Raw genomic sequence first — 19,778 nt, forward strand, 5'->3', positions numbered from 1 at the left:
GAATGGGGATTCAGAGATGAAAAGGAACGCGAAGACGTTAATCGCGGGGATGGTCGCACTGTCGATCTCGCATGCCGCTATGGCAGACGACATTAAAGTTGCGGTAGTGGGGGCGATGTCCGGCCCTGTTGCCCAGTGGGGTGACATGGAGTTCAACGGCGCGCGTCAGGCCATCAAAGATATCAACGCCAAAGGCGGCATCAAAGGCGACAAGCTGGTAGGCGTGGAGTATGACGACGCCTGCGATCCTAAACAGGCCGTCGCGGTCGCCAACAAAATCGTTAACGACGGTATCCAGTACGTCATCGGGCACCTGTGTTCTTCCTCCACGCAGCCTGCGTCTGATATCTACGAAGACGAAGGCATTCTGATGATCACCCCGGGTGCCACCAACCCGGAACTGACCCAGCGCGGCTACCAGCACATCATGCGTACCGCCGGTCTGGACTCCTCTCAGGGGCCAACCGCCGCCAAATACATCCTCGAAACCGTTAAGCCGCAGCGTATCGCCATCATTCATGATAAACAGCAGTACGGCGAAGGCCTGGCGCGTTCCGTACAGGACGGCCTGAAAAAAGGCGGCGCAAACATCGTCTTCTTCGACGGCATTACCGCTGGTGAGAAAGACTTCTCCGCGCTGATCGCCCGCCTGCAAAAAGAGAATATCGACTTCGTTTACTACGGCGGCTACTACCCGGAAATGGGGCAGATGCTGCGCCAGGCGCGCGCCACCGGCCTGAAAACCCAGTTTATGGGGCCAGAGGGCGTCGGTAATGCCTCCCTGTCCAACATCGCGGGCGATTCTGCCGAAGGCATGCTGGTGACGATGCCAAAACGCTATGACCAGGATCCGGCGAATAAGGCTATCGTGGATGCGCTCAAGGCGCAGAAGAAAGATCCGAGCGGTCCGTACGTCTGGATCACCTACGCGGCCGTGCAGTCTCTGGCCACCGCGCTGGACCGTACCGGCAGTAAAGAGCCGCTGGATCTGGTGAAAGATTTAAAAGCACACGGGGCGAACACCGTGATTGGGCCGCTGAACTGGGATGAGAAAGGCGATCTGAAGGGATTTGAGTTTGGTGTCTTTAAGTGGCACGCCGACGGGTCTTCCTCGGTCGCCAAATAATCATCCCACCGCCCGGCTCACCGGGCGGGTATAAAAAGGTTTTCTTATGTCCGAGCAGTTTCTCTACTTCTTGCAGCAGATGTTTAACGGCGTCACGCTGGGAAGCACCTACGCGCTGATCGCCATCGGCTACACGATGGTTTACGGCATTATCGGCATGATCAACTTCGCCCACGGCGAGGTGTACATGATCGGTAGCTACGTCTCCTTTATGATTATCGCCGCGCTGATGATGATGGGCATCGACAGCAGCTGGCTGCTGGTGGCCGCCGGGTTTGTCGGCGCGATTGTGATCGCCAGCGCCTACGGCTGGAGTATTGAACGGGTGGCCTACCGGCCGGTGCGCAGCTCCAAACGCCTGATCGCGCTAATCTCCGCCATCGGTATGTCCATTTTCCTGCAAAACTACGTCAGCCTGACCGAAGGTTCACGCGACGTGGCGCTGCCAAGCCTGTTTAACGGCCAGTGGATTGTAGGGGCCAGCGAAAACTTCTCTGCCACCATCACCACCATGCAGCTGGTTATCTGGGTTGTGACCTTTATTGCCATGCTGGCCCTGACCCTGTTCATCCGCTACTCCCGCATGGGACGCGCCTGCCGCGCCTGCGCGGAAGATCTGAAGATGGCGAGCCTGCTCGGGATTAACACCGACCGCGTGATTGCCCTGACCTTCGTGATCGGCGCAGCGATGGCGGCGGTGGCTGGCGTGTTGCTCGGCCAGTTCTACGGCGTAATCAACCCGTACATCGGCTTTATGGCCGGGATGAAAGCCTTCACCGCGGCGGTACTGGGCGGCATCGGCAGCATTCCGGGCGCGATGATCGGCGGCCTGATCCTGGGCGTGGCCGAAGCGCTCTCCTCGGCGTACCTGAGCACCGAATATAAAGATGTGGTGTCGTTTGCCCTGCTGATTCTGGTGCTGCTGGTCATGCCTACCGGTATTCTGGGCCGTCCGGAGGTAGAGAAAGTATGAAACCGATGCATTTTGCGATGGCGCTGCTCTCTGCCGCCATGTTCTTCGTCCTGGCGGGCGTCTTTATGGGCGTCCAGTTAGGACTGGACGGCACGAAGCTGGTGGTGGATACCGCTCCCGACATCCGCTGGCAGTGGGTGTTTATCGGCACCGCGGTGGTGTTCTTGTTCCAGCTGTTGCGTCCGCTGTTCCAGAAGACGCTGAAAAACGTCTCCGGGCCGAAATTCGTCCTGCCGGCGATCGACGGTACAACGGTGAAACAGAAGCTGTTCCTGGTGGCGCTGCTGGTGGCTGCCGTAGCGTGGCCGTTTATGGTCTCGCGCGGGACGGTGGATATTGCCACCCTGACCATGATCTACGTGATTCTGGGGCTCGGTCTGAACGTGGTGGTGGGGCTGTCTGGCCTGCTGGTGCTGGGCTACGGCGGGTTCTACGCCATCGGCGCTTACACCTTCGCGCTGCTGAACCACTATTACGGCCTCGGCTTCTGGACCTGTCTGCCGCTGGCGGGGCTGGTCTCTGCCGCGGCGGGCTTCCTGCTCGGCTTCCCGGTGCTGCGCCTGCGCGGTGACTATCTGGCGATTGTGACCTTAGGCTTCGGCGAAATCGTCCGTATTCTGCTGCTCAACAATACCGAAGTGACCGGCGGTCCGAACGGCATCAGCCAGATCCCGAAACCGACCTTCTTCGGCCTGGAGTTCAGCCGTACCGCCCGTGAAGGCGGCTGGGATACCTTCAGCAATTTCTTTGGCATCAAGTACGATCCGTCCGACCGCGTGATCTGGCTCTATCTGGTGGCGCTGCTGCTGGTGGTGATTACCCTGTTCGTGATCAACCGTCTGCTGCGCATGCCGCTGGGCCGCGCCTGGGAAGCGCTGCGCGAAGATGAAATCGCCTGCCGCTCCCTGGGCCTGAACCCGACCCGCATCAAGCTGACCGCATTTACCATCAGCGCCGCGTTTGCCGGTTTCGCCGGGACGCTGTTTGCCGCACGTCAGGGCTTCGTCAGCCCGGAATCGTTCACCTTTGCCGAATCCGCCTTTGTGCTGGCGATTGTGGTGCTCGGCGGAATGGGCTCGCAGTTCGCCGTGATCCTCGCGGCTATCCTGCTGGTGGTCTCCCGCGAGCTGATGCGCGACTTTAACGAATACAGCATGTTAATGCTGGGTGGTTTGATGGTGCTGATGATGATCTGGCGTCCGCAGGGTCTGCTGCCGATGACCCGTCCACAGCTGAAGCTGAAACGCACACAGGCGAAAGGAGAGCAGGCATGAAGCCTTTATTATCCGTTAACGGCCTGATGATGCGCTTTGGCGGCCTGCTGGCGGTCAACAATGTGAATCTGGATCTGCACAAGAAAGAGATTGTCTCCCTGATTGGCCCGAACGGCGCGGGAAAAACCACGGTCTTTAACTGTTTGACCGGCTTCTACAAGCCGACGGGCGGCACCATCATGCTGCGCGACCAGCACCTTGAAGGGCTGCCGGGCCAGCAGATTGCCCGCATGGGCGTGGTGCGCACCTTCCAGCACGTGCGCCTGTTCCGCGAGATGACGGTGATTGAGAACCTGCTGGTGGCACAGCATCAGCAGCTGAAAACCGGGCTGTTCTCCGGCCTGCTGAAAACCCCGGCCTTTCGCCGCACGCAGGAGGAGGCGCTCGACCGCGCCGCGACCTGGCTCGACCGTATCGGCCTGCTCCAGCACGCCAACCGCCAGGCGAGCAACCTCGCTTACGGGGATCAGCGTCGCCTTGAGATCGTGCGCTGCATGGTGACCCAGCCGGAGATCCTGATGCTCGACGAACCAGCGGCAGGTCTCAATCCGAAAGAGACCAAAGAGCTGGACGAGCTGATTGCCGAGCTGCGCGACCATCACGACACCACCATCCTGCTGATTGAGCATGACATGAAGCTGGTGATGGGCATTTCGGACCGTATCTACGTGGTAAACCAGGGCACGCCGCTGGCAAACGGCACGCCGGAAGAGATCCGCAACAACCCGGACGTGATCCGCGCATACCTTGGTGAGGCATAAGATGGAAAAAGCGATGTTAACGTTCGACAAGGTCAACGCGCACTACGGCAAGATCCAGGCGCTGCACGACGTCAGCCTGCACATCAATCAGGGCGAAATCGTCACCCTGATTGGCGCCAACGGCGCGGGTAAAACCACGCTGCTCGGCACCCTGTGCGGCGACCCGCGCGCCACCAGCGGGCGGATTGTGTTTGACGGCAAAGATATTACCGACTGGCAGACGGCTAAGATCATGCGTGAAGCGGTGGCGATTGTCCCGGAAGGGCGCCGCGTATTCTCCCGCATGACGGTGGAAGAGAACCTGGCGATGGGCGGTTTCTTCGCCCATCGGGATGAATTCCAGACCCGCATCAAGTGGGTGTACGAACTCTTCCCGCGCCTGTGGGAGCGTCGTATTCAGCGAGCGGGCACCATGTCCGGCGGCGAGCAGCAGATGCTGGCGATTGGCCGCGCGCTGATGAGCCAGCCGCGCCTGCTGCTGCTGGACGAGCCGTCGCTTGGTCTTGCGCCGATCATTATCCAGCAGATCTTCGACACCATCGAGCAGTTGCGTAAAGAGGGGATGACCATCTTCCTCGTCGAGCAGAACGCCAACCAGGCGCTGAAGCTCGCCGACCGTGGCTACGTGCTGGAGAACGGGCGCGTGGTGCTCTCCGATACCGGTGACGCGCTGCTGGCGAACGAGGCGGTGCGGAGTGCGTACCTGGGCGGCTGAGCCGTCTGTATTGCCCGGTGGCGCTTACGCTTACCGGGCCTACGGATACCATGTAGGCCGGGTAAGGCGCAGCCGCCACCCGGCTTTTTTCATATTAACCCCCTTCACACAACCATCATCCCCCTGACGCCTGGCTGTCACTTATCTGTAAACAAACAGTTATTTTTCTGTCATTCGAGCATGTCATGTTACCTCGCGAGCATAAAACGCGTGATATCGCGCATCCGGCACAATAAGAGAGATGACAATGACATCGTTACGACACACAGCTTTGGGTCTGGCACTGGGTCTGGCACTGGGTCTGGCTTTTGCGACGAACGCAATGGCTGTGATCACCATTCCGTTCTGGCATTCCATGGAAGGGGAGTTGGGTAAAGAGGTTGACTCCCTGGCGCAGCGTTTCAACGACACCCACCCGGATTACAAAATTGTGCCGGTGTACAAAGGCAACTACGAGCAGAGCCTGAGCGCGGGCATCGCCGCCTTCCGTACCGGTAACGCGCCTGCGCTGTTACAGGTTTATGAAGTGGGCACCGCCACCATGATGGCCTCCAAAGCCATCAAGCCGGTGTACGAGGTGTTCAAAGAGGCGGGCATTAACTTTGACGAATCCCAGTTCGTACCGACCGTAGCGGGTTACTACACCGATTCCAAAACCGGCCACCTGCTTTCTCAGCCGTTTAACAGCTCCACGCCGGTGCTGTATTACAACAAAGACGCCTTCAAAAAAGCCGGTTTAGATCCGGAGCAGCCGCCAAAAACCTGGCAGGATCTGGCGGAGTACACCGCGAAGCTGAAAGCGGCGGGGATGAAGTGCGGCTACGCCAGCGGCTGGCAGGGCTGGATCCAGATTGAAAACTTCAGCGCCTGGCACGGGCTGCCGGTTGCCACCCAAAATAACGGCTTCGACGGTACCGACGCGGTGCTGGAGTTCAACAAGCCGGAGCAGGTGAAGCACATCGCGCTGCTGGAAGCACTCGACAAGAAGGGCGACTTCAGCTACTTCGGGCGTAAAGACGAATCCACCGAGAAGTTCTACAACGGCGACTGTGCCATTACTACCGCCTCGTCCGGCTCGCTGGCGGATATACGTCACTATGCCAAATTCAACTACGGCGTGGGCATGATGCCGTACGACGCTGACGTTAAAGGCGCGCCGCAAAACGCTATCATCGGCGGGGCGAGCCTGTGGGTGATGCAGGGTAAAGACAACGGCACCTACAAAGGCGTGGCCGAGTTCCTCGACTTCCTGGCGAAGCCGGAAAACGCCGCCGAGTGGCACCAGAAGACCGGCTATCTGCCGATCACCAAAGCCGCGTACGACCTGACCCGCGAGCAGGGCTTCTACAGCAAGAACCCGGGCGCAGACATCGCGACGCGCCAGATGCTGAACAAGCCGCCGTTGCCGTTCACCAAGGGCCTGCGTCTGGGCAACATGCCGCAGATCCGCACCATCGTCGATGAAGAACTGGAAAGCGTGTGGACCGGAAAGAAAACGCCACAGCAGGCGCTGGACTCTGCGGTAGAGCGCGGGAATCAGCTGCTGCGCCGCTTTGAGCAGTCGACCAAATCGTAAAAAAATGCCCGGTGGCGCTGCGCTTACCGGGCCTACGACGTGCCCCATGTAGGCCGGGTAAGGCGTAGCCGCCACCCGGCATTGTTCAGGAACCTAATCTCAATGTCCTCATCCCGTCCGGTGTTCCGTTCCCGCTGGCTGCCGTACCTGTTGGTCGCACCGCAGCTGGTCATCACCGTTATCTTCTTTATCTGGCCTGCGGGCGAAGCGCTGTGGTACTCGGTACAAAGCGTCGATCCGTTCGGGCTTTCCAGCCAGTTTGTCGGGCTGGACAACTTTACCGCGCTGTTCCACGACAGCTACTACCTGGACTCCTTCTGGACGACGATCAAATTCAGTGCGCTGGTCACCGTGAGCGGTCTTGTCGCGTCGCTGTTTTTCGCCGCGCTGGTGGATTACGTGGTGCGCGGCAGCCGTCTGTATCAGACCCTGATGCTGCTGCCCTACGCCGTGGCTCCTGCCGTGGCCGCCGTGCTGTGGATCTTCCTGTTTAACCCAGGGCGCGGGCTGATTACCCACTTCCTGGGCGAGTTTGGCTACGACTGGAACCACGCTCAGAAAAGCGGTCAGGCGATGTTCCTGGTGGTGTTCGCCTCGGTGTGGAAGCAGATCAGCTATAACTTCCTGTTTTTCTTTGCCGCGCTACAGTCTATCCCGCGTTCGCTGGTGGAGGCCGCCGCCATCGACGGCGCAGGGCCGGTGCGCCGCTTCTTCCGCCTGTCGCTGCCGCTGATCGCCCCGGTGAGTTTCTTCCTGCTGGTGGTTAACCTCGTGTACGCCTTCTTCGATACCTTCCCGGTGATCGACGCGGCGACCGCAGGCGGTCCGGTGCAGGCGACAACGACGCTGATCTACAAGATCTACCGCGAAGGCTTTGCGGGGTTGGATCTCTCCGCTTCTGCCGCGCAGTCGGTGGTGCTGATGTTCCTCGTCATCATCCTCACGGTGGTGCAGTTCCGCTATGTCGAAAGTAAGGTGCGCTACCAATGATTGAGAACCGTCGCGGGCTGACGATTTTCAGCCATACCATGCTGATTTTAGGGATTATCGTCATCCTGTTCCCACTGTACGTGGCCTTCGTCGCCGCCACGCTGGACACCAAAGCGGTGTTCGACACGCCGATGACGCTGATCCCAGGCGGGCATCTTTTCGAGAACATGAAGACCATCTGGACCCAGGGCGTGGGCGCCAACAGCGCGCCGTTCTGGCTGATGATGCTCAACAGCTTCATCATGGCGTTTGGCATCACCGTCGGCAAAATTACGGTGTCGATGCTCTCAGCGTTCGCCATCGTCTGGTTCCGCTTTCCGCTGCGTAACCTGTTTTTCTGGATGATTTTCATCACCCTGATGCTGCCGGTAGAGGTGCGTATCTTCCCGACGGTGGAAGTGATCGCCAACCTGAAGATGCTCGATAGCTACGCGGGCTTAACCCTGCCGCTGATGGCCTCGGCGACCGCCACCTTCCTGTTCCGCCAGTTCTTTATGACTCTGCCGGACGAGCTGATTGAAGCCGCGCGCATCGACGGGGCCTCGCCGATGCGCTTCTTCCGCGACATCGTGCTGCCGCTGTCGAAAACCAACCTCGCGGCGCTGTTTGTGATCACCTTTATCTACGGCTGGAACCAGTATCTGTGGCCGTTGCTGATCGTTCAGGACGTCAACCTCGGCACCGCCGTGGCAGGCATCAAAGGCATGATCGCCACCGGCGAAGGCACCACCCTCTGGAACCAGGTGATGGCGGCGATGCTGCTCACCCTTATCCCACCCGTAGTCATTGTTTTAGCCATGCAGCGCGCGTTTGTCCGCGGCCTGGTCGATAGCGAGAAATAAGATGGCAGGTTTAAAATTACAGGCAGTTACCAAAAGCTGGGACGGTAAAACCCAGGTCATTCAGCCGCTGACGCTCGACGTGGCGGACGGGGAATTTATCGTGATGGTCGGCCCGTCCGGCTGCGGAAAATCCACCCTGCTGCGTATGGTGGCCGGGCTGGAGCGCGTAACGTCCGGGGATATCTGGATTGACCGCCAGCGCGTCACCGAGATGGAGCCCAAAGATCGCGGCATCGCGATGGTGTTCCAGAACTATGCCCTCTATCCGCACATGAGCGTGGAAGAGAACATGGCCTGGGGGCTGAAAATTCGCGGTATGGGCAAAGGTCATATCGACGAGCGCGTAAAAGAAGCCGCGCGCATTCTGGAACTTGACGGCCTGCTTAAGCGCCGCCCGCGCGAGCTCTCCGGCGGCCAGCGTCAGCGCGTGGCGATGGGGCGCGCCATCGTGCGCGACCCGGCGGTATTCCTGTTCGACGAACCGCTGTCAAACCTCGACGCCAAACTGCGCGTGCAGATGCGCCTTGAGCTACAGCAGCTGCATCGCCGCCTGAAAACCACGTCCCTCTATGTGACTCACGATCAGGTTGAAGCCATGACCCTCGCCCAGCGCGTGATGGTGATGAACAAAGGCATCGCCGAGCAGATTGGCACCCCGGTGGAGGTCTACGAAAAACCGGCCAGCCGTTTTGTGGCGAGCTTTATCGGCAGCCCGGCGATGAACCTGCTGGACGGGCGGATCAATGCGGCGGGAACCCACTTCGAGCTGGAAAGCGGGATGGCGTTGCCGATCAACTGGTACTATCGTGGCTACGCCGGGCGTAAGATGACGCTCGGTATCCGCCCGGAGCATATTGGTTTGACGTCTCAGGCGGACGGCGGCGTGCCGCTGGTGATGGATACGCTGGAGATGCTGGGCGCAGACAACCTGGCGCACGGGCGCTGGGGCGAGCAAAAGCTGGTGGTGCGCCTGCCGCATCAGGAGCGCCCGATGGCAGGCAGCACGCTGTGGCTGCATATGCCGGAAAATCACCTGCACTTATTTGACGGTGAAACAGGACAACGAGTATGAGCAACTGGCCTTACCCCCACATCGTCGCCCACCGGGGCGGCGGTAAACTGGCGCCGGAAAACACCCTGGCGGCAATTGACGTTGGCGCGCGCTACGGCCACACGATGATCGAATTCGACGCCAAGCTGTCGAAGGACGGCGAAATTTTCCTGCTGCACGACGACAACCTCGAACGCACCAGCAACGGCTGGGGCGTGGCAGGTGAACTGCCGTGGCGTGACCTGCTGAAGGTGGACGCCGGCAGCTGGTACAGCGGCGAATTTAAAGGCGAACCGCTGCCGCTGCTGGCGGAAGTGGCGGACCGCTGTCGTCAACACGGCATGATGGCCAACATCGAAATCAAACCGACCACCGGCACCGGGCCGCTGACGGGTAAAGTGATTGCCCTCGCCGCGCGCGAGCTGTGGGAAGGGATGACCCCGCCGCTGTTGTCGTCGTTTGACATCGACGCGCTGGAAGCCGCACAGGCTGCCGTACCGGAGTTGCCGCGCGGGCTGCTGCTGGATGAGTGGCGAGAAGACTGGCGCGCGCTGACGACTGGCTTAGGCTGCGTGTCGATCCACCTCAACCATAAGCTGCTGGATGAAGTGCGCGTGACGCTGTTGAAGGAGGCCGGTCTGCATATCCTGGTGTATACCGTCAATAAACCCCAGCGTGCAGCCGAGCTGCTGCGCTGGGGCGTGGACAGCATCTGTACCGATGCGATTGACCAGATCGGGCCGAACTTTATTTATTAAGCATACTGCCGTTCTGCTGGGTCGGCAGCATTTGCTGCTGACCGCTGCTTTGCGACACCCCGCCCCCTAACATCCCACCGTTTGAGTTTGGCAGCGGCTGCTCCCGCATCTGGCCCTGCTGCACGCGCTGGGTGTTGGTATTCATCTGGTTTTGCAGGTGCTGCTGCTGCACCTGGGTCTGCGTCTTTAACTGCTGATTGAGCATCCCTTTCTGCTGCTGTTGCTGGCTCATCATCTCCGTCTGCATACGCTGCTGGCTCGGAATGACGTAGCCCGGCTGGTTCGGGTTGTTCAGGGTGTTGATTGGCTGTGCGAGCGCGGCGAACGGAAGCAGCGCGGTCAGGATCAGTAATCGTTTCATGGTTATCTCCTCCTTTGAGGCTTCTCTTAAGTTTACCCTGATTCCGGCATAACGATGATTTTTTAAGAGTTGTGAACCAGGCTTAAGCGGGGAATATGGACCCCTTCACCTGGAGAACAATAATGATGAAACCAACCTTTTTGCGCTGGGTCGCCATCGCTGCGCTGATGGCAGGCGGCACATTTACCGTAGCGGCCAACCCGCCCGCCGCTCCACCGGTCTCTTACGGCGTGGAGGAGGATGTTTTTCACCCCGTGCGGGCGACGCACGGCATGGTGGCCTCGGTTGACGCGCTGGCAACGCAGGTGGGCGTCGATATTCTTAAGCAGGGCGGTAACGCGGTGGATGCGGCGGTCGCGGTGGGATATGCGCTGGCGGTGACGCATCCACAGGCGGGGAACCTGGGCGGCGGCGGGTTTATGATGCTGCGCACCAAAGACGGTAAAACCACGGCCATCGACTTCCGTGAGATGGCGCCGAATCAGGCCTCCCGCGATATGTTCCTCGACGATCAGGGCAATCCGGACAGTAAAAAATCTCTGACCTCGCACCTTGCCTCCGGCACGCCGGGCACCGTTGCGGGGTTCTCGCTGGCGCTGGAAAAATACGGCACGCTGCCTCTGAATAAAGTGGTGCAGCCTGCCATCAAGCTGGCGCGCGACGGCTTCGTCGTCAACGACGCGCTGGCGGACGACCTCAAAACCTACGGCAGCGAAGTTATTCCCAATCATGAGAACAGCAAGGCTATCTTCTGGAAAGACGGCGAGCCGCTGAAGAAGGGCGATAAGCTGGTGCAGAAGAATCTCGCAAAAAGTCTCGAACTGATTGCTGAAAACGGTCCGGACGCCTTCTATAAGGGGCCGATTGCCGATCAGATTGCCGATGAGATGCAGAAGAACGGCGGGCTGATCACCAAAGCGGATCTGGCGGAATATAAGGCGGTGGAGCGCGAGCCGATCAGCGGCACCTATCGCGGCTACGAGGTCTTCTCCATGCCGCCGCCGTCCTCCGGGGGGATTCACATCGTGCAGATCCTCAATATTCTGGAAAACTTCGATATGCACAAGTTCGGCTTCGGTAGCGCCGATGCCATGCAGGTGATGGCGGAGGCGGAGAAGCGCGCCTACGCTGACCGCTCGGAATACCTTGGCGATCCGGACTTCGTGAAGGTGCCGTGGCAGGCGCTGACCAACAAAGCCTATGCCAAATCGATTGCCGACGAGATCGACATCAACAAGGCGAAGCCGTCGAGCGAGATCCGCCCCGGCAAGCTGGCGCCGTATGAAAGTAACCAGACCACCCATTTCTCGGTGGTGGATAAAGACGGTAACGCGGTGGCGGTGACCTACACGCTTAACACCACTTTCGGCACCGGGATTGTGGCGGGCAACAGCGGTATTTTGCTGAACAACGAGATGGATGACTTCTCTGCCAAACCGGGCGTGCCGAACGTCTACGGCCTGGTCGGCGGCGATGCGAATGCGGTCGGGCCGAAGAAGCGCCCGCTGTCGTCCATGTCGCCCACCATCGTGGTGAAAGACGGCAAAACCTGGCTGGTGACCGGCAGCCCTGGCGGGAGCCGGATTATCACAACCGTGCTGCAAATGGTGGTGAACAGTATCGACTTTGGGATGAACGTCGCTGAAGCGACCAATGCGCCGCGTTTCCACCACCAGTGGCTGCCGGACGAGCTGCGCGTGGAGAAGGGCTTTAGCCCGGACACCCTCAAGCTGCTTGAGCTGCGCGGGCAGAAGGTGGCGGTGAAGGAGGCGATGGGCAGCACCCAGAGCATTATGGTCGGGCCGGACGGGGCGCTGTTTGGCGCATCGGACCCGCGTTCGGTGGATGATTTAACGGCGGGGTATTGATTTTTTTGCCCGGTGGCGCTGCGCTTACCGGGCCTACAACGGCACGAACGTAGGCCGGGTAAGGCGAAGCCGCCACCCGGCAACAAACTACTTCATACGCGCCATATAATACGCATCCACATACTCGCCGTTGCGCAGGGCGTAGCGCCTGCCGGTGCCTTCAATCTCAAACCCGTGCTTTTTGTACACCGCGATTGCCGGTTCGTTATCCACAAACACCGTTAACTCGATGCGGTCGACGCGCAGCCAGTTGTCGCACATATCGATCATGGTGCGAATCAGTGCGCTGGCCACGCCGCGGTTATGCCACTGCGCGCCAACGCAGATACCGAAATCTGCAACGTGGCTGCGGCGTGGTCGCTGGGCGACATCAATGGTGAGGTGGCCGACCACGATATCATCAATGCAGGCAACCAGCTGTTTAATGCCCGGCTGTTCGCCTAGCCGCATTTGCCACATTTCCATTGAAGGATGAGGAACCTGTAGCGTGTTGTGGTACACCTCCGGCTGGGCGTGGATCTGACGAATGGCGTCGTAATCTTTCGGTTCAGCGTGGCGTATCACTATCTCACTCATTCCTTGTTCCTCAGTCAGTTAAAAGTCCCTTCCAACATCAGTGACTTTAAAAGTTGAGTCAATCGCTATTTTTTGCAAAAAGTGTTGGACAAGTGCGAATGAGAATGATTATTATTGCTCTGCATTCAGGAAGACCTCCTACGGGAACCTGAAAGCACGACATTGCTCACATTGCTTCCAGTATTACTTTAGCCAGCTTCTCGCTGGCTTTTTTTTTGTTATGGTTAGACTCAGTAACCTTCCAAAAGGACTGAGCCATGACACTACATTGTGCATTTATTGGATTTGGCAAAAGCACCACGCGTTACCACCTTCCGTATGTTCTTAACCGAAAAGAGACCTGGCACGTGGCCCATATCTATCGCCGCCGCGCGAAGCCAGAAGAGCAGTCTCCGCAGTATTCCCATATTCATTTCACCAGCGATCTTGATGAGGTGCTTAACGACCCGCAGGTGAAGCTGGTGGTGGTCTGTACCCACGCCGACAGCCACTTTGACTACGCGAAACGCGCGCTGGAAGCAGGTAAAAACGTGCTGGTGGAAAAGCCGTTCACCCCGACCATCGCCGAAGCGAAGGAGCTGTTCGCGCTGGCGAAAAGCAAAGGGCTGACCGTCACGCCGTACCAGAACCGTCGCTTTGACAGCTGCTTCCTGACGGCAAAAAAGGCAATTGAAAGCGGCAAACTCGGCGAGATCGTGGAAATCGAAAGCCACTTCGATTACTACCGCCCGGTGGCGGAAACCCAGCCCGGACTGCCGCAGGACGGATCTTTCTACGGTCTCGGTGTGCACACCATGGACCAGATCATCTCCTTGTTTGGCCGCCCGGACCACGTGGCGTATGACATCCGCAGCCTGCGCAATAAGGCCAACCCGGACGATACCTTTGAAGCGCAGCTGTTCTACGGCGACCTGAAAGCCATCGTAAAAACCAGCCATCTGGTGAAAATCGACTACCCGAAATTTATCGTTCACGGCAAGAAAGGCTCCTTTATCAAGTACGGTATTGACCAACAGGAGACCAGCCTGAAGGCCAATATCATGCCGGGTGAACCGGGCTTTGCGGCAGATGATTCCGTGGGCGTGCTGGAGTACGTGAACGACGAGGGCCTGACGGTCAGGGAAGAGCTGAAGCCGGAAACGGGCGACTATGGACGCGTCTACGATGCGCTGTATGACACCCTCGCCACCGGCGCGCCGAATTATGTCAAGGAATCTGACGTTCTGACCAACCTGGAAATCCTTGAACGGGCCTTTGAGCAGGCTTCTCCTGCCACGGTAACCCTCGCAAAATAAGCAAAAATGGCTCCTCTGCGCTTGTTCTAAATTTTTGAACAGAGGAGTCAATTTTCACCCTCTATGATCCCAGGGCGTTTGCGTCCACACTTACTCCATCGAAACGAACTGAGGGTGAAAACAATGATCTACTTACGCAAAGCAAACGAACGTGGTCACGCGAATCATGGCTGGCTGGACTCATGGCATTCATTCTCGTTTGCCGACTACTACGACCCGAACTTTATGGGCTTCTCCGCACTGCGCGTGATTAACGACGACGTGATTGATGCAGGCCAGGGCTTCGGTACCCACCCGCACAAAGACATGGAAATCTTGACCTATGTGCTGGAAGGGGCGGTTGAGCACCAGGACAGCATGGGCAACAAAGAGCAGGTTCCGGCGGGCGAGTTCCAGATTATGAGCGCGGGTACCGGGGTGCGTCACTCTGAGTACAACCCGAGCAAAACGGAAAAACTGCACCTGTATCAAATCTGGATCATTCCAGAAGAGACCGGCATCACGCCACGCTACGAGCAGCGCCGCTTCGACGCGAAACAGGGCAAACAGCTGGTGCTGTCCCCGGATGCGCGTGAAGGTTCCCTGAAAGTGCATCAGGATATGGAGCTGTACCGCTGGGCGCTGGCGAAAGATGAACAGTCTGTACACCAGATTGCCGCTAACCGCCGCGTGTGGATCCAGGTGGTGAAAGGTGAAGTGTCCATCAACGGCACCAAAGCGACAACCGCCGATGGCCTGGCAGTCTGGGATGAGCAGGCGCTCTCCGTGCATGCCGACAGCGAAAGTGAAATTCTGCTGTTTGACCTGCCGCCGGTCTAAATAATTTCTCAACCTTCCCTTTAAACGGGGAAGGTTGAGCTTTGTCCGTGATAAACTGAGCAAATCTCTCACTTCAAGATTTCTCAGGACGATGAAAAAGAAACGCCCCGTACTTCAGGATGTCGCCGATCGCGTCGGTGTGACCAAAATGACGGTCAGCCGTTTTTTACGTAACCCGGAACAGGTTTCCGTGGCGTTGCGTGGCAAGATTGCCGCCGCCCTTGATGAACTGGGTTATATCCCCAACCGCGCGCCCGATATTCTCTCCAATGCGACCAGCCGTGCGGTGGGCGTCCTGCTTCCTTCCTTAACCAACCAGGTATTCGCCGAAGTGCTGCGTGGCATTGAAAGCGTCACCGATGCGTTTGGCTATCAGACCATGCTCGCCCACTACGGGTACAAGCCGGAACTGGAAGAGGAACGTCTTGAATCGATGCTTTCCTGGAACATCGACGGCCTGATTTTAACGGAACGTACTCACACCCCGCGCACGCTGAAAATGATTGAAGTGGCAGGCATTCCGGTGGTGGAACTGATGGACAGCCAGTCGCCGTGCCTCGACATCGCCGTGGGGTTCGATAACTTTGAAGCGGCGCGTCAGATGACGGCGGCGATCATCGCCCGCGGTCATCGCCATGTGGCCTATCTGGGTGCGCGTCTGGATGAACGTACTATCATCAAACAGAAGGGATACGAGCAGGCGATGCTCGACGCCGGTTTAACCCCGTACAGCGTGATGGTGGAGCAATCTTCTTCTTACACGTCGGGTATTGAGCTGATGCGTCAGGCGCGACGCGAGTATCCGCAACTGGACGGTATTTTCTGCACCAACGATGACCTTGCGGTCGGCGCCGCGTTTGAGTGCCAGCGTCTGGGTTTAAAAATCCCGGATGATATGGCGATTGCCGGCTTCCACGGCCACGACATTGGCCAGGTGATGGAGCCGCGTCTGGCGAGCGTCCTGACCCCGCGTGAACGCATGGGCCGCATTGGCGCAGAACGCCTGCTGGCGCGCATTCGTGGTGAGGCAGTTACCCCGAAAATGTTAGATTTAGGTTTCACCTTGTCACCGGGTGGATCTATTTAATCCGACAAATTTGAAGTAGCTCACACTTATTCACTTCGCGCACGTTTGGATATTGCTTCTCATATGCCCCGGCAGGACAATGTTACCGATAACTGTTACCCGTAACAATTGACTGAGGGACACCCTTTGAGCACGACTAATCACGATCACCACGTTTACGTCCTGATGGGCGTGTCCGGTAGCGGTAAATCTGCCGTGGCGAGCGAAGTGGCGCATCAACTCCAGGCTGCGTTTCTTGATGGTGACTTCCTCCATCCGCGCAGCAACATCATGAAAATGGCTTCCGGCGAGCCGCTGAACGACGACGACCGCAAACCATGGTTGCAGGCGCTGAATGACGCCGCGTTCGCGATGCAGCGCACCAATAAAGTCTCCCTGATCGTCTGTTCCGCACTGAAAAAAACCTATCGCGACCTGCTGCGCGACGGCAACCCGAACCTCTCTTTCATCTACCTGAAAGGTGATTTCGGGGTGATTGAAAGCCGCCTGAAGGCGCGTAAAGGCCACTTCTTCAAAACCCAAATGCTGGTAACGCAGTTCGAAGCGTTGCAGGAGCCGGGAGCTGACGAACAGGATGTCTTAGTGGTTGATATCGATCAGCCGCTGGAAGGTGTTGTTGCCAGCACCATCGAGGTTATTAATAAAAGGCAGTAAGTTTTGAGTACATTAACGCTAGTTTTGACAGCAGTGGGTTCCGTATTGCTGCTGCTGTTTTTAGTGATGAAGGCGCGTATGCACGCCTTTGTGGCTTTGATGGTGGTTTCTATTGGTGCCGGTCTCTTTTCCGGCATGCCGCTCGACAAAATCGCGGCGACGATGGAAAAAGGGATGGGCGGCACGCTCGGCTTCCTGGCCATTGTGGTGGCGCTGGGCGCGATGTTTGGCAAGATTTTGCACGAGACGGGCGCGGTCGATCAGATTGCGGTCAAGATGCTGAAATCCTTCGGGCACAGCCGTGCGCACTACGCGATTGGTCTGGCCGGTCTGATTTGCGCGCTGCCGCTGTTCTTTGAAGTGGCCGTTGTGCTGCTGATTAGCGTGGCGTTCTCCATGGCGCGGCATACTGGTACCAACCTCGTGAAGCTGGTCATTCCGCTGTTTGCGGGCGTGGCGGCGGCGGCGGCGTTCCTGCTGCCGGGGCCTGCGCCGATGCTGCTGGCCTCCCAGATGCATGCTGACTTTGGCTGGATGATCCTGATTGGCCTGTGCGCGGCAATTCCGGGGATGATTATCGCTGGTCCGCTGTGGGGCAACTTCATCAGCCGTTACGTTGAGCTGCACATTCCGGATGACATCTCCGAGCCGCACCTGGGCGAGGGCAAAATGCCGTCCTTCGGCTTCAGCCTGTCGCTGATCCTGCTGCCGCTGGTGCTGGTGGGCCTGAAAACCATCGCTGCGCGCTTTGTGCCGGTGGGGTCAACCGCTTACGAATGGTTCGAATTTATTGGTCATCCGTTCACCGCGATCCTGGTGGCGTGTCTGGTAGCAATTTACGGCCTGGCGATGCGTCAGGGCATGCCGAAAGACCGCGTGATGGAGATCTGTGGTGCCGCGCTGCAACCGGCGGGGATTATCCTGCTGGTGATCGGGGCGGGCGGCGTGTTTAAGCAGGTGCTGGTGGATTCCGGCGTTGGTCCGGCGCTGGGCGAAGCGCTGACCGGGATGGGGCTGCCGATTGCGGTCACCTGTTTCGTGCTGGCCGCGGCGGTACGTATCATTCAGGGCTCCGCGACCGTAGCGTGCTTAACCGCCGTGGGTCTGGTAATGCCGGTGATTGAACAGCTGAACTACTCCGGTGCGCAGATGGCGGCGCTCTCTATCTGTATCGCGGGTGGCTCGATTGTGGTTTCTCACGTTAACGACGCGGGCTTCTGGCTGTTCGGTAAATTTACCGGCGCAACCGAAGCGCAAACCCTGAAAACCTGGACGCTGATGGAAACCATCCTCGGCACGACGGGTGCGGTTGTCGGGATGATTGCGTTTACGCTGCTGAGCTAATCCCTGTTTTCTCCCTCTCCCTGTGGGAGAGGGCTGGGGTGAGGGCATCAGGCCGCAGAGGGCGTATTTTGTCGGGTGGCGGCTTCGCCTTACCCGACCTACAAAAACCTCAGGTCCCGTAGGCCGGGTAAGCGTAAGCGCCACCCGGCTTTTTTACAGCGGCACGATGCCTTCCTTTGTGCGCAACCAGCGCGGCGCTTTCAGCGTATCACTGTAAAACCCCACTAAATCCTGCAACAAATCTCCTGCGACTCTTTCATCGCTCGCCGAGAGCGTTCGAGCCAACAGCATTTGCGTTAGCAACTGGCAATACCGTCCTAACTGATCCACTTCCGGCTCGAAGACCGGCACGTCCAGCGGCAGGTCATCCACCGTCAGGCTGGCTTTTAGATATTCCGGAACAGGTTCAAGCAGCGTGGGCTGGAGCAGGGCGAGGCAGGCGGAAAGCCGTCCGCATAGCGCCATCTTTTGTGCTGAATCGTCACATTCAACCAGCACGTCTACGAATCGCTCGCAGTTGTCTGCCAGTTCGGTGAAATCGGTAGTGTGATCGAACGGGGTAGTAAATAAAGTGTGAGAAAAGTTAGGGGGAGTAGTCATAAGACAGCCTCTAATGAGTTGAGTTGACCATCTTTGGAGGGACCAACCTCACTGGTGATGGACTGAACGGAGTTGGTCCTACCGGCCTCATCAGCTACCGGCGCGCCTTGCGGCGCCACCGTCCAGCCCACCATTGAAGTGTAACTGACTGCGCGATAAAAAGAGATTCATCGCGGATGAGGATAACAGGGGACCAACCCTGACGCCTGATTTTGCAGGCGCGGCAAGAAGATACTGCGTTGGGGGCGGAGTGGCAAGAGAGGCTCTGGAAGGCGGCTCGCAAAACGAAATATTATTTTAGGGTGCGGCCTGATGCCCTCACCCCGGCCCTCTCCCACGGGGAGAGGGGGCAAATACTAAAAACGGCAATCTAAGATTACCGTTTTGCTTTTACCTACCCTTTCATCCATGCCCGGATCCCGTCCAGGAACATCTGCGTCGCCATCATCACCAGAATCAGCCCCATCAGGCGCTCCAGCGCGTTCACCCCTTTCTCACCCAGCAGGCGCAGGAACAGCGACGACTGCAACAGGATAATAAACGTCCCGCCCCAGGCGATCAGCAGGGCAATCACCAGATGGCTCATCTGATTTGGATACTGATGCGACAGCAGCATCAGCGTCGCCAGAATCGTTGGCCCGGCGACCAGCGGAATTGCCAGCGGCACGATAAACGGTTCTTCACCCGCAGGCAGGCCGCTGCTGCTGCCCTCCGCGCTCGGGAAAATCATCTTAATAGCAATCAGGAACAAAATGATCCCGCCGGAAATGGAGACCGTTTCGGCGCGTAAGTTCAGGAAAGCGAGGATTTTTTCACCGGCGAACAGGAAGATAAACATCACCAGCAGGGCGATGAGCAGCTCGCGGATCATGATCGCCCGGCGGCGCTTCGGCTCGGTATGCTTCAGCACCGACATGAAGATCGGCAGATTACCGAGCGGATCCATAATCAGGATCAATAAAACCGCTGCGGAAATGATTTCACTCATCTTAAATTATCCCTGATACTTATTGTGGTCATTGCGATGATTAGCACTTTTTCTGATTGCCGGGCAATCATCGATTAATTTCGCTTGCGACTTTGGCAGCATTTTGTAATGTGAAGCATA

At 58.2% G+C, this 19,778-nt stretch carries 20 protein-coding genes; 16 read left to right on the forward strand and 4 right to left on the reverse strand.

Translation table 11 applies throughout. The features are described from left to right. Nucleotides 1-16 precede the first annotated feature (16 nt). The 10 genes from livK to ugpQ all read left to right on the forward strand — a co-directional run bounded on the left by livK (nt 17) and on the right by ugpQ (nt 10,066). Entirely contained in the window at nt 17-1,126 is a 1,110-nt protein-coding gene (livK, locus tag SK58_RS03505; protein WP_023295547.1) for a high-affinity branched-chain amino acid ABC transporter substrate-binding protein LivK, read from the forward strand. A gap of 46 nt (nt 1,127-1,172) precedes the next feature. Further along, nucleotides 1,173-2,099 (forward strand): high-affinity branched-chain amino acid ABC transporter permease LivH, encoded by a 927-nt coding sequence (livH, locus tag SK58_RS03510; protein WP_015571470.1) that lies wholly within the window; start codon nt 1,173-1,175, stop codon nt 2,097-2,099. Then, nucleotides 2,096-3,373, forward strand: coding sequence for a high-affinity branched-chain amino acid ABC transporter permease LivM (locus tag SK58_RS03515; protein ID WP_003861542.1), 1,278 nt, complete (start codon nt 2,096-2,098; stop codon nt 3,371-3,373). The genes livH and SK58_RS03515 overlap by 4 nt, the downstream gene beginning before the upstream one ends. After that, nucleotides 3,370-4,134, forward strand: a complete 765-nt coding sequence (livG, locus tag SK58_RS03520; RefSeq protein WP_003861544.1) for a high-affinity branched-chain amino acid ABC transporter ATP-binding protein LivG — start codon at nt 3,370-3,372, stop codon at nt 4,132-4,134. The genes SK58_RS03515 and livG overlap by 4 nt, the downstream gene beginning before the upstream one ends. A gap of 1 nt (nt 4,135) precedes the next feature. Beyond that, the gene (livF, locus tag SK58_RS03525; RefSeq protein ID WP_015571469.1) at nt 4,136-4,849 is read left to right on the forward strand and encodes a high-affinity branched-chain amino acid ABC transporter ATP-binding protein LivF; all 714 of its coding nucleotides are present in this window, start codon (nt 4,136-4,138) and stop codon (nt 4,847-4,849) included. A gap of 247 nt (nt 4,850-5,096) precedes the next feature. Next, on the forward strand, nt 5,097-6,425 hold the full coding sequence (gene ugpB / locus SK58_RS03530; protein WP_048219384.1) for a sn-glycerol-3-phosphate ABC transporter substrate-binding protein UgpB: 1,329 nt from the start codon (nt 5,097-5,099) through the stop codon (nt 6,423-6,425). Between the two features lie 102 nt (nt 6,426-6,527). Further along, nucleotides 6,528-7,415, forward strand: coding sequence for a sn-glycerol-3-phosphate ABC transporter permease UgpA (gene ugpA, locus SK58_RS03535; RefSeq protein WP_047726259.1), 888 nt, complete (start codon nt 6,528-6,530; stop codon nt 7,413-7,415). Continuing rightward, nucleotides 7,412-8,257, forward strand: a complete 846-nt coding sequence (ugpE, locus tag SK58_RS03540) for a sn-glycerol-3-phosphate ABC transporter permease UgpE (RefSeq protein ID WP_015571468.1) — start codon at nt 7,412-7,414, stop codon at nt 8,255-8,257. Before ugpA ends, ugpE begins: the two co-directional genes overlap by 4 nt. Before the next feature lies 1 nt (nt 8,258). Beyond that, complete coding sequence (locus tag SK58_RS03545; RefSeq protein ID WP_047716452.1) at nt 8,259-9,329, forward strand: sn-glycerol-3-phosphate import ATP-binding protein UgpC; 1,071 nt, start codon at nt 8,259-8,261, stop codon at nt 9,327-9,329. Next, entirely contained in the window at nt 9,326-10,066 is a 741-nt protein-coding gene (gene ugpQ / locus SK58_RS03550; RefSeq protein WP_047736907.1) for a glycerophosphodiester phosphodiesterase, read from the forward strand. Before SK58_RS03545 ends, ugpQ begins: the two co-directional genes overlap by 4 nt. Here ugpQ and SK58_RS03555 read toward each other — a convergent pair. Continuing rightward, a complete protein-coding gene (locus tag SK58_RS03555; protein WP_023295542.1) occupies nt 10,056-10,427 on the reverse strand; it encodes a DUF2756 family protein in 372 nt (123 codons plus the stop codon). The genes ugpQ and SK58_RS03555 overlap by 11 nt on opposite strands. 122 nt (nt 10,428-10,549) lie before the next feature. Here SK58_RS03555 and ggt point away from each other — a divergent pair, with 122 nt between their 5' ends. Continuing rightward, a complete protein-coding gene (gene ggt / locus SK58_RS03560; RefSeq protein ID WP_072159598.1) occupies nt 10,550-12,295 on the forward strand; it encodes a gamma-glutamyltransferase in 1,746 nt (581 codons plus the stop codon). An 87-nt stretch (nt 12,296-12,382) separates the two neighbouring features. Here ggt and yhhY read toward each other — a convergent pair whose 3' ends face one another. Beyond that, a complete protein-coding gene (gene yhhY / locus SK58_RS03565; protein ID WP_015571463.1) occupies nt 12,383-12,871 on the reverse strand; it encodes an N-acetyltransferase in 489 nt (162 codons plus the stop codon). A gap of 257 nt (nt 12,872-13,128) precedes the next feature. Here yhhY and SK58_RS03570 point away from each other — a divergent pair, with 257 nt between their 5' ends. From SK58_RS03570 to gntU, 5 genes are all read left to right on the forward strand, one after another. Beyond that, nucleotides 13,129-14,166 carry an oxidoreductase gene (locus SK58_RS03570; protein ID WP_045333876.1) on the forward strand — a complete coding sequence of 346 codons (1,038 nt, stop codon included), beginning with the start codon at nt 13,129-13,131 and terminating at the stop codon, nt 14,164-14,166. Between the two features lie 123 nt (nt 14,167-14,289). Then, complete coding sequence (locus SK58_RS03575; RefSeq protein WP_003861565.1) at nt 14,290-14,985, forward strand: pirin family protein; 696 nt, start codon at nt 14,290-14,292, stop codon at nt 14,983-14,985. A 91-nt stretch (nt 14,986-15,076) separates the two neighbouring features. Continuing rightward, nucleotides 15,077-16,072, forward strand: a complete 996-nt coding sequence (gene gntR, locus SK58_RS03580; RefSeq protein WP_003861567.1) for a gluconate operon transcriptional repressor GntR — start codon at nt 15,077-15,079, stop codon at nt 16,070-16,072. A 126-nt stretch (nt 16,073-16,198) separates the two neighbouring features. Then, a complete protein-coding gene (gntK, locus tag SK58_RS03585; protein ID WP_003861569.1) occupies nt 16,199-16,726 on the forward strand; it encodes a gluconokinase in 528 nt (175 codons plus the stop codon). A gap of 3 nt (nt 16,727-16,729) precedes the next feature. Then, nucleotides 16,730-18,070, forward strand: a complete 1,341-nt coding sequence (gene gntU / locus SK58_RS03590; RefSeq protein ID WP_017693851.1) for a gluconate transporter — start codon at nt 16,730-16,732, stop codon at nt 18,068-18,070. Nucleotides 18,071-18,223: 153 nt separating this feature from the next. Here gntU and SK58_RS03595 read toward each other — a convergent pair whose 3' ends face one another. Beyond that, nucleotides 18,224-18,670 (reverse strand): hypothetical protein, encoded by a 447-nt coding sequence (locus SK58_RS03595; RefSeq protein WP_032655370.1) that lies wholly within the window; start codon nt 18,668-18,670, stop codon nt 18,224-18,226. 394 nt (nt 18,671-19,064) lie between these two features. Beyond that, nucleotides 19,065-19,658 carry an NAAT family transporter YhgN gene (gene yhgN / locus SK58_RS03600; protein WP_003861574.1) on the reverse strand — a complete coding sequence of 198 codons (594 nt, stop codon included), beginning with the start codon at nt 19,656-19,658 and terminating at the stop codon, nt 19,065-19,067. Between the last annotated feature and the right edge of the window lie 120 nt (nt 19,659-19,778).

This window comes from Enterobacter sp. BIDMC93 (assembly GCF_001037805.1).
Lineage (GTDB): Bacteria > Pseudomonadota > Gammaproteobacteria > Enterobacterales > Enterobacteriaceae > Enterobacter > Enterobacter hormaechei_C.

Bases quoted from the DNA above. Each gene is read 5' to 3' on its own strand.
- SK58_RS03570 (WP_045333876.1), top strand. From the start codon at position 13,129: ATGACACTACATTGTGCATTTATTGGATTTGGCAAAAGCACCACGCGT.
- SK58_RS03555 (WP_023295542.1), bottom strand. From the start codon at position 10,427: ATGAAACGATTACTGATCCTGACCGCGCTGCTTCCGTTCGCCGCGCTC.
- SK58_RS03515 (WP_003861542.1), top strand. From the start codon at position 2,096: ATGAAACCGATGCATTTTGCGATGGCGCTGCTCTCTGCCGCCATGTTC.
- SK58_RS03575 (WP_003861565.1), top strand. From the start codon at position 14,290: ATGATCTACTTACGCAAAGCAAACGAACGTGGTCACGCGAATCATGGC.
- yhhY (WP_015571463.1), bottom strand. From the start codon at position 12,871: ATGAGTGAGATAGTGATACGCCACGCTGAACCGAAAGATTACGACGCC.
- ugpQ (WP_047736907.1), top strand. From the start codon at position 9,326: ATGAGCAACTGGCCTTACCCCCACATCGTCGCCCACCGGGGCGGCGGT.
- ugpB (WP_048219384.1), top strand. From the start codon at position 5,097: ATGACATCGTTACGACACACAGCTTTGGGTCTGGCACTGGGTCTGGCA.
- yhgN (WP_003861574.1), bottom strand. From the start codon at position 19,658: ATGAGTGAAATCATTTCCGCAGCGGTTTTATTGATCCTGATTATGGAT.
- ugpE (WP_015571468.1), top strand. From the start codon at position 7,412: ATGATTGAGAACCGTCGCGGGCTGACGATTTTCAGCCATACCATGCTG.
- livG (WP_003861544.1), top strand. From the start codon at position 3,370: ATGAAGCCTTTATTATCCGTTAACGGCCTGATGATGCGCTTTGGCGGC.
- SK58_RS03545 (WP_047716452.1), top strand. From the start codon at position 8,259: ATGGCAGGTTTAAAATTACAGGCAGTTACCAAAAGCTGGGACGGTAAA.
- livK (WP_023295547.1), top strand. From the start codon at position 17: ATGAAAAGGAACGCGAAGACGTTAATCGCGGGGATGGTCGCACTGTCG.
- ugpA (WP_047726259.1), top strand. From the start codon at position 6,528: ATGTCCTCATCCCGTCCGGTGTTCCGTTCCCGCTGGCTGCCGTACCTG.
- livH (WP_015571470.1), top strand. From the start codon at position 1,173: ATGTCCGAGCAGTTTCTCTACTTCTTGCAGCAGATGTTTAACGGCGTC.
- ggt (WP_072159598.1), top strand. From the start codon at position 10,550: ATGATGAAACCAACCTTTTTGCGCTGGGTCGCCATCGCTGCGCTGATG.
- SK58_RS03595 (WP_032655370.1), bottom strand. From the start codon at position 18,670: ATGACTACTCCCCCTAACTTTTCTCACACTTTATTTACTACCCCGTTC.
- livF (WP_015571469.1), top strand. From the start codon at position 4,136: ATGGAAAAAGCGATGTTAACGTTCGACAAGGTCAACGCGCACTACGGC.
- gntR (WP_003861567.1), top strand. From the start codon at position 15,077: ATGAAAAAGAAACGCCCCGTACTTCAGGATGTCGCCGATCGCGTCGGT.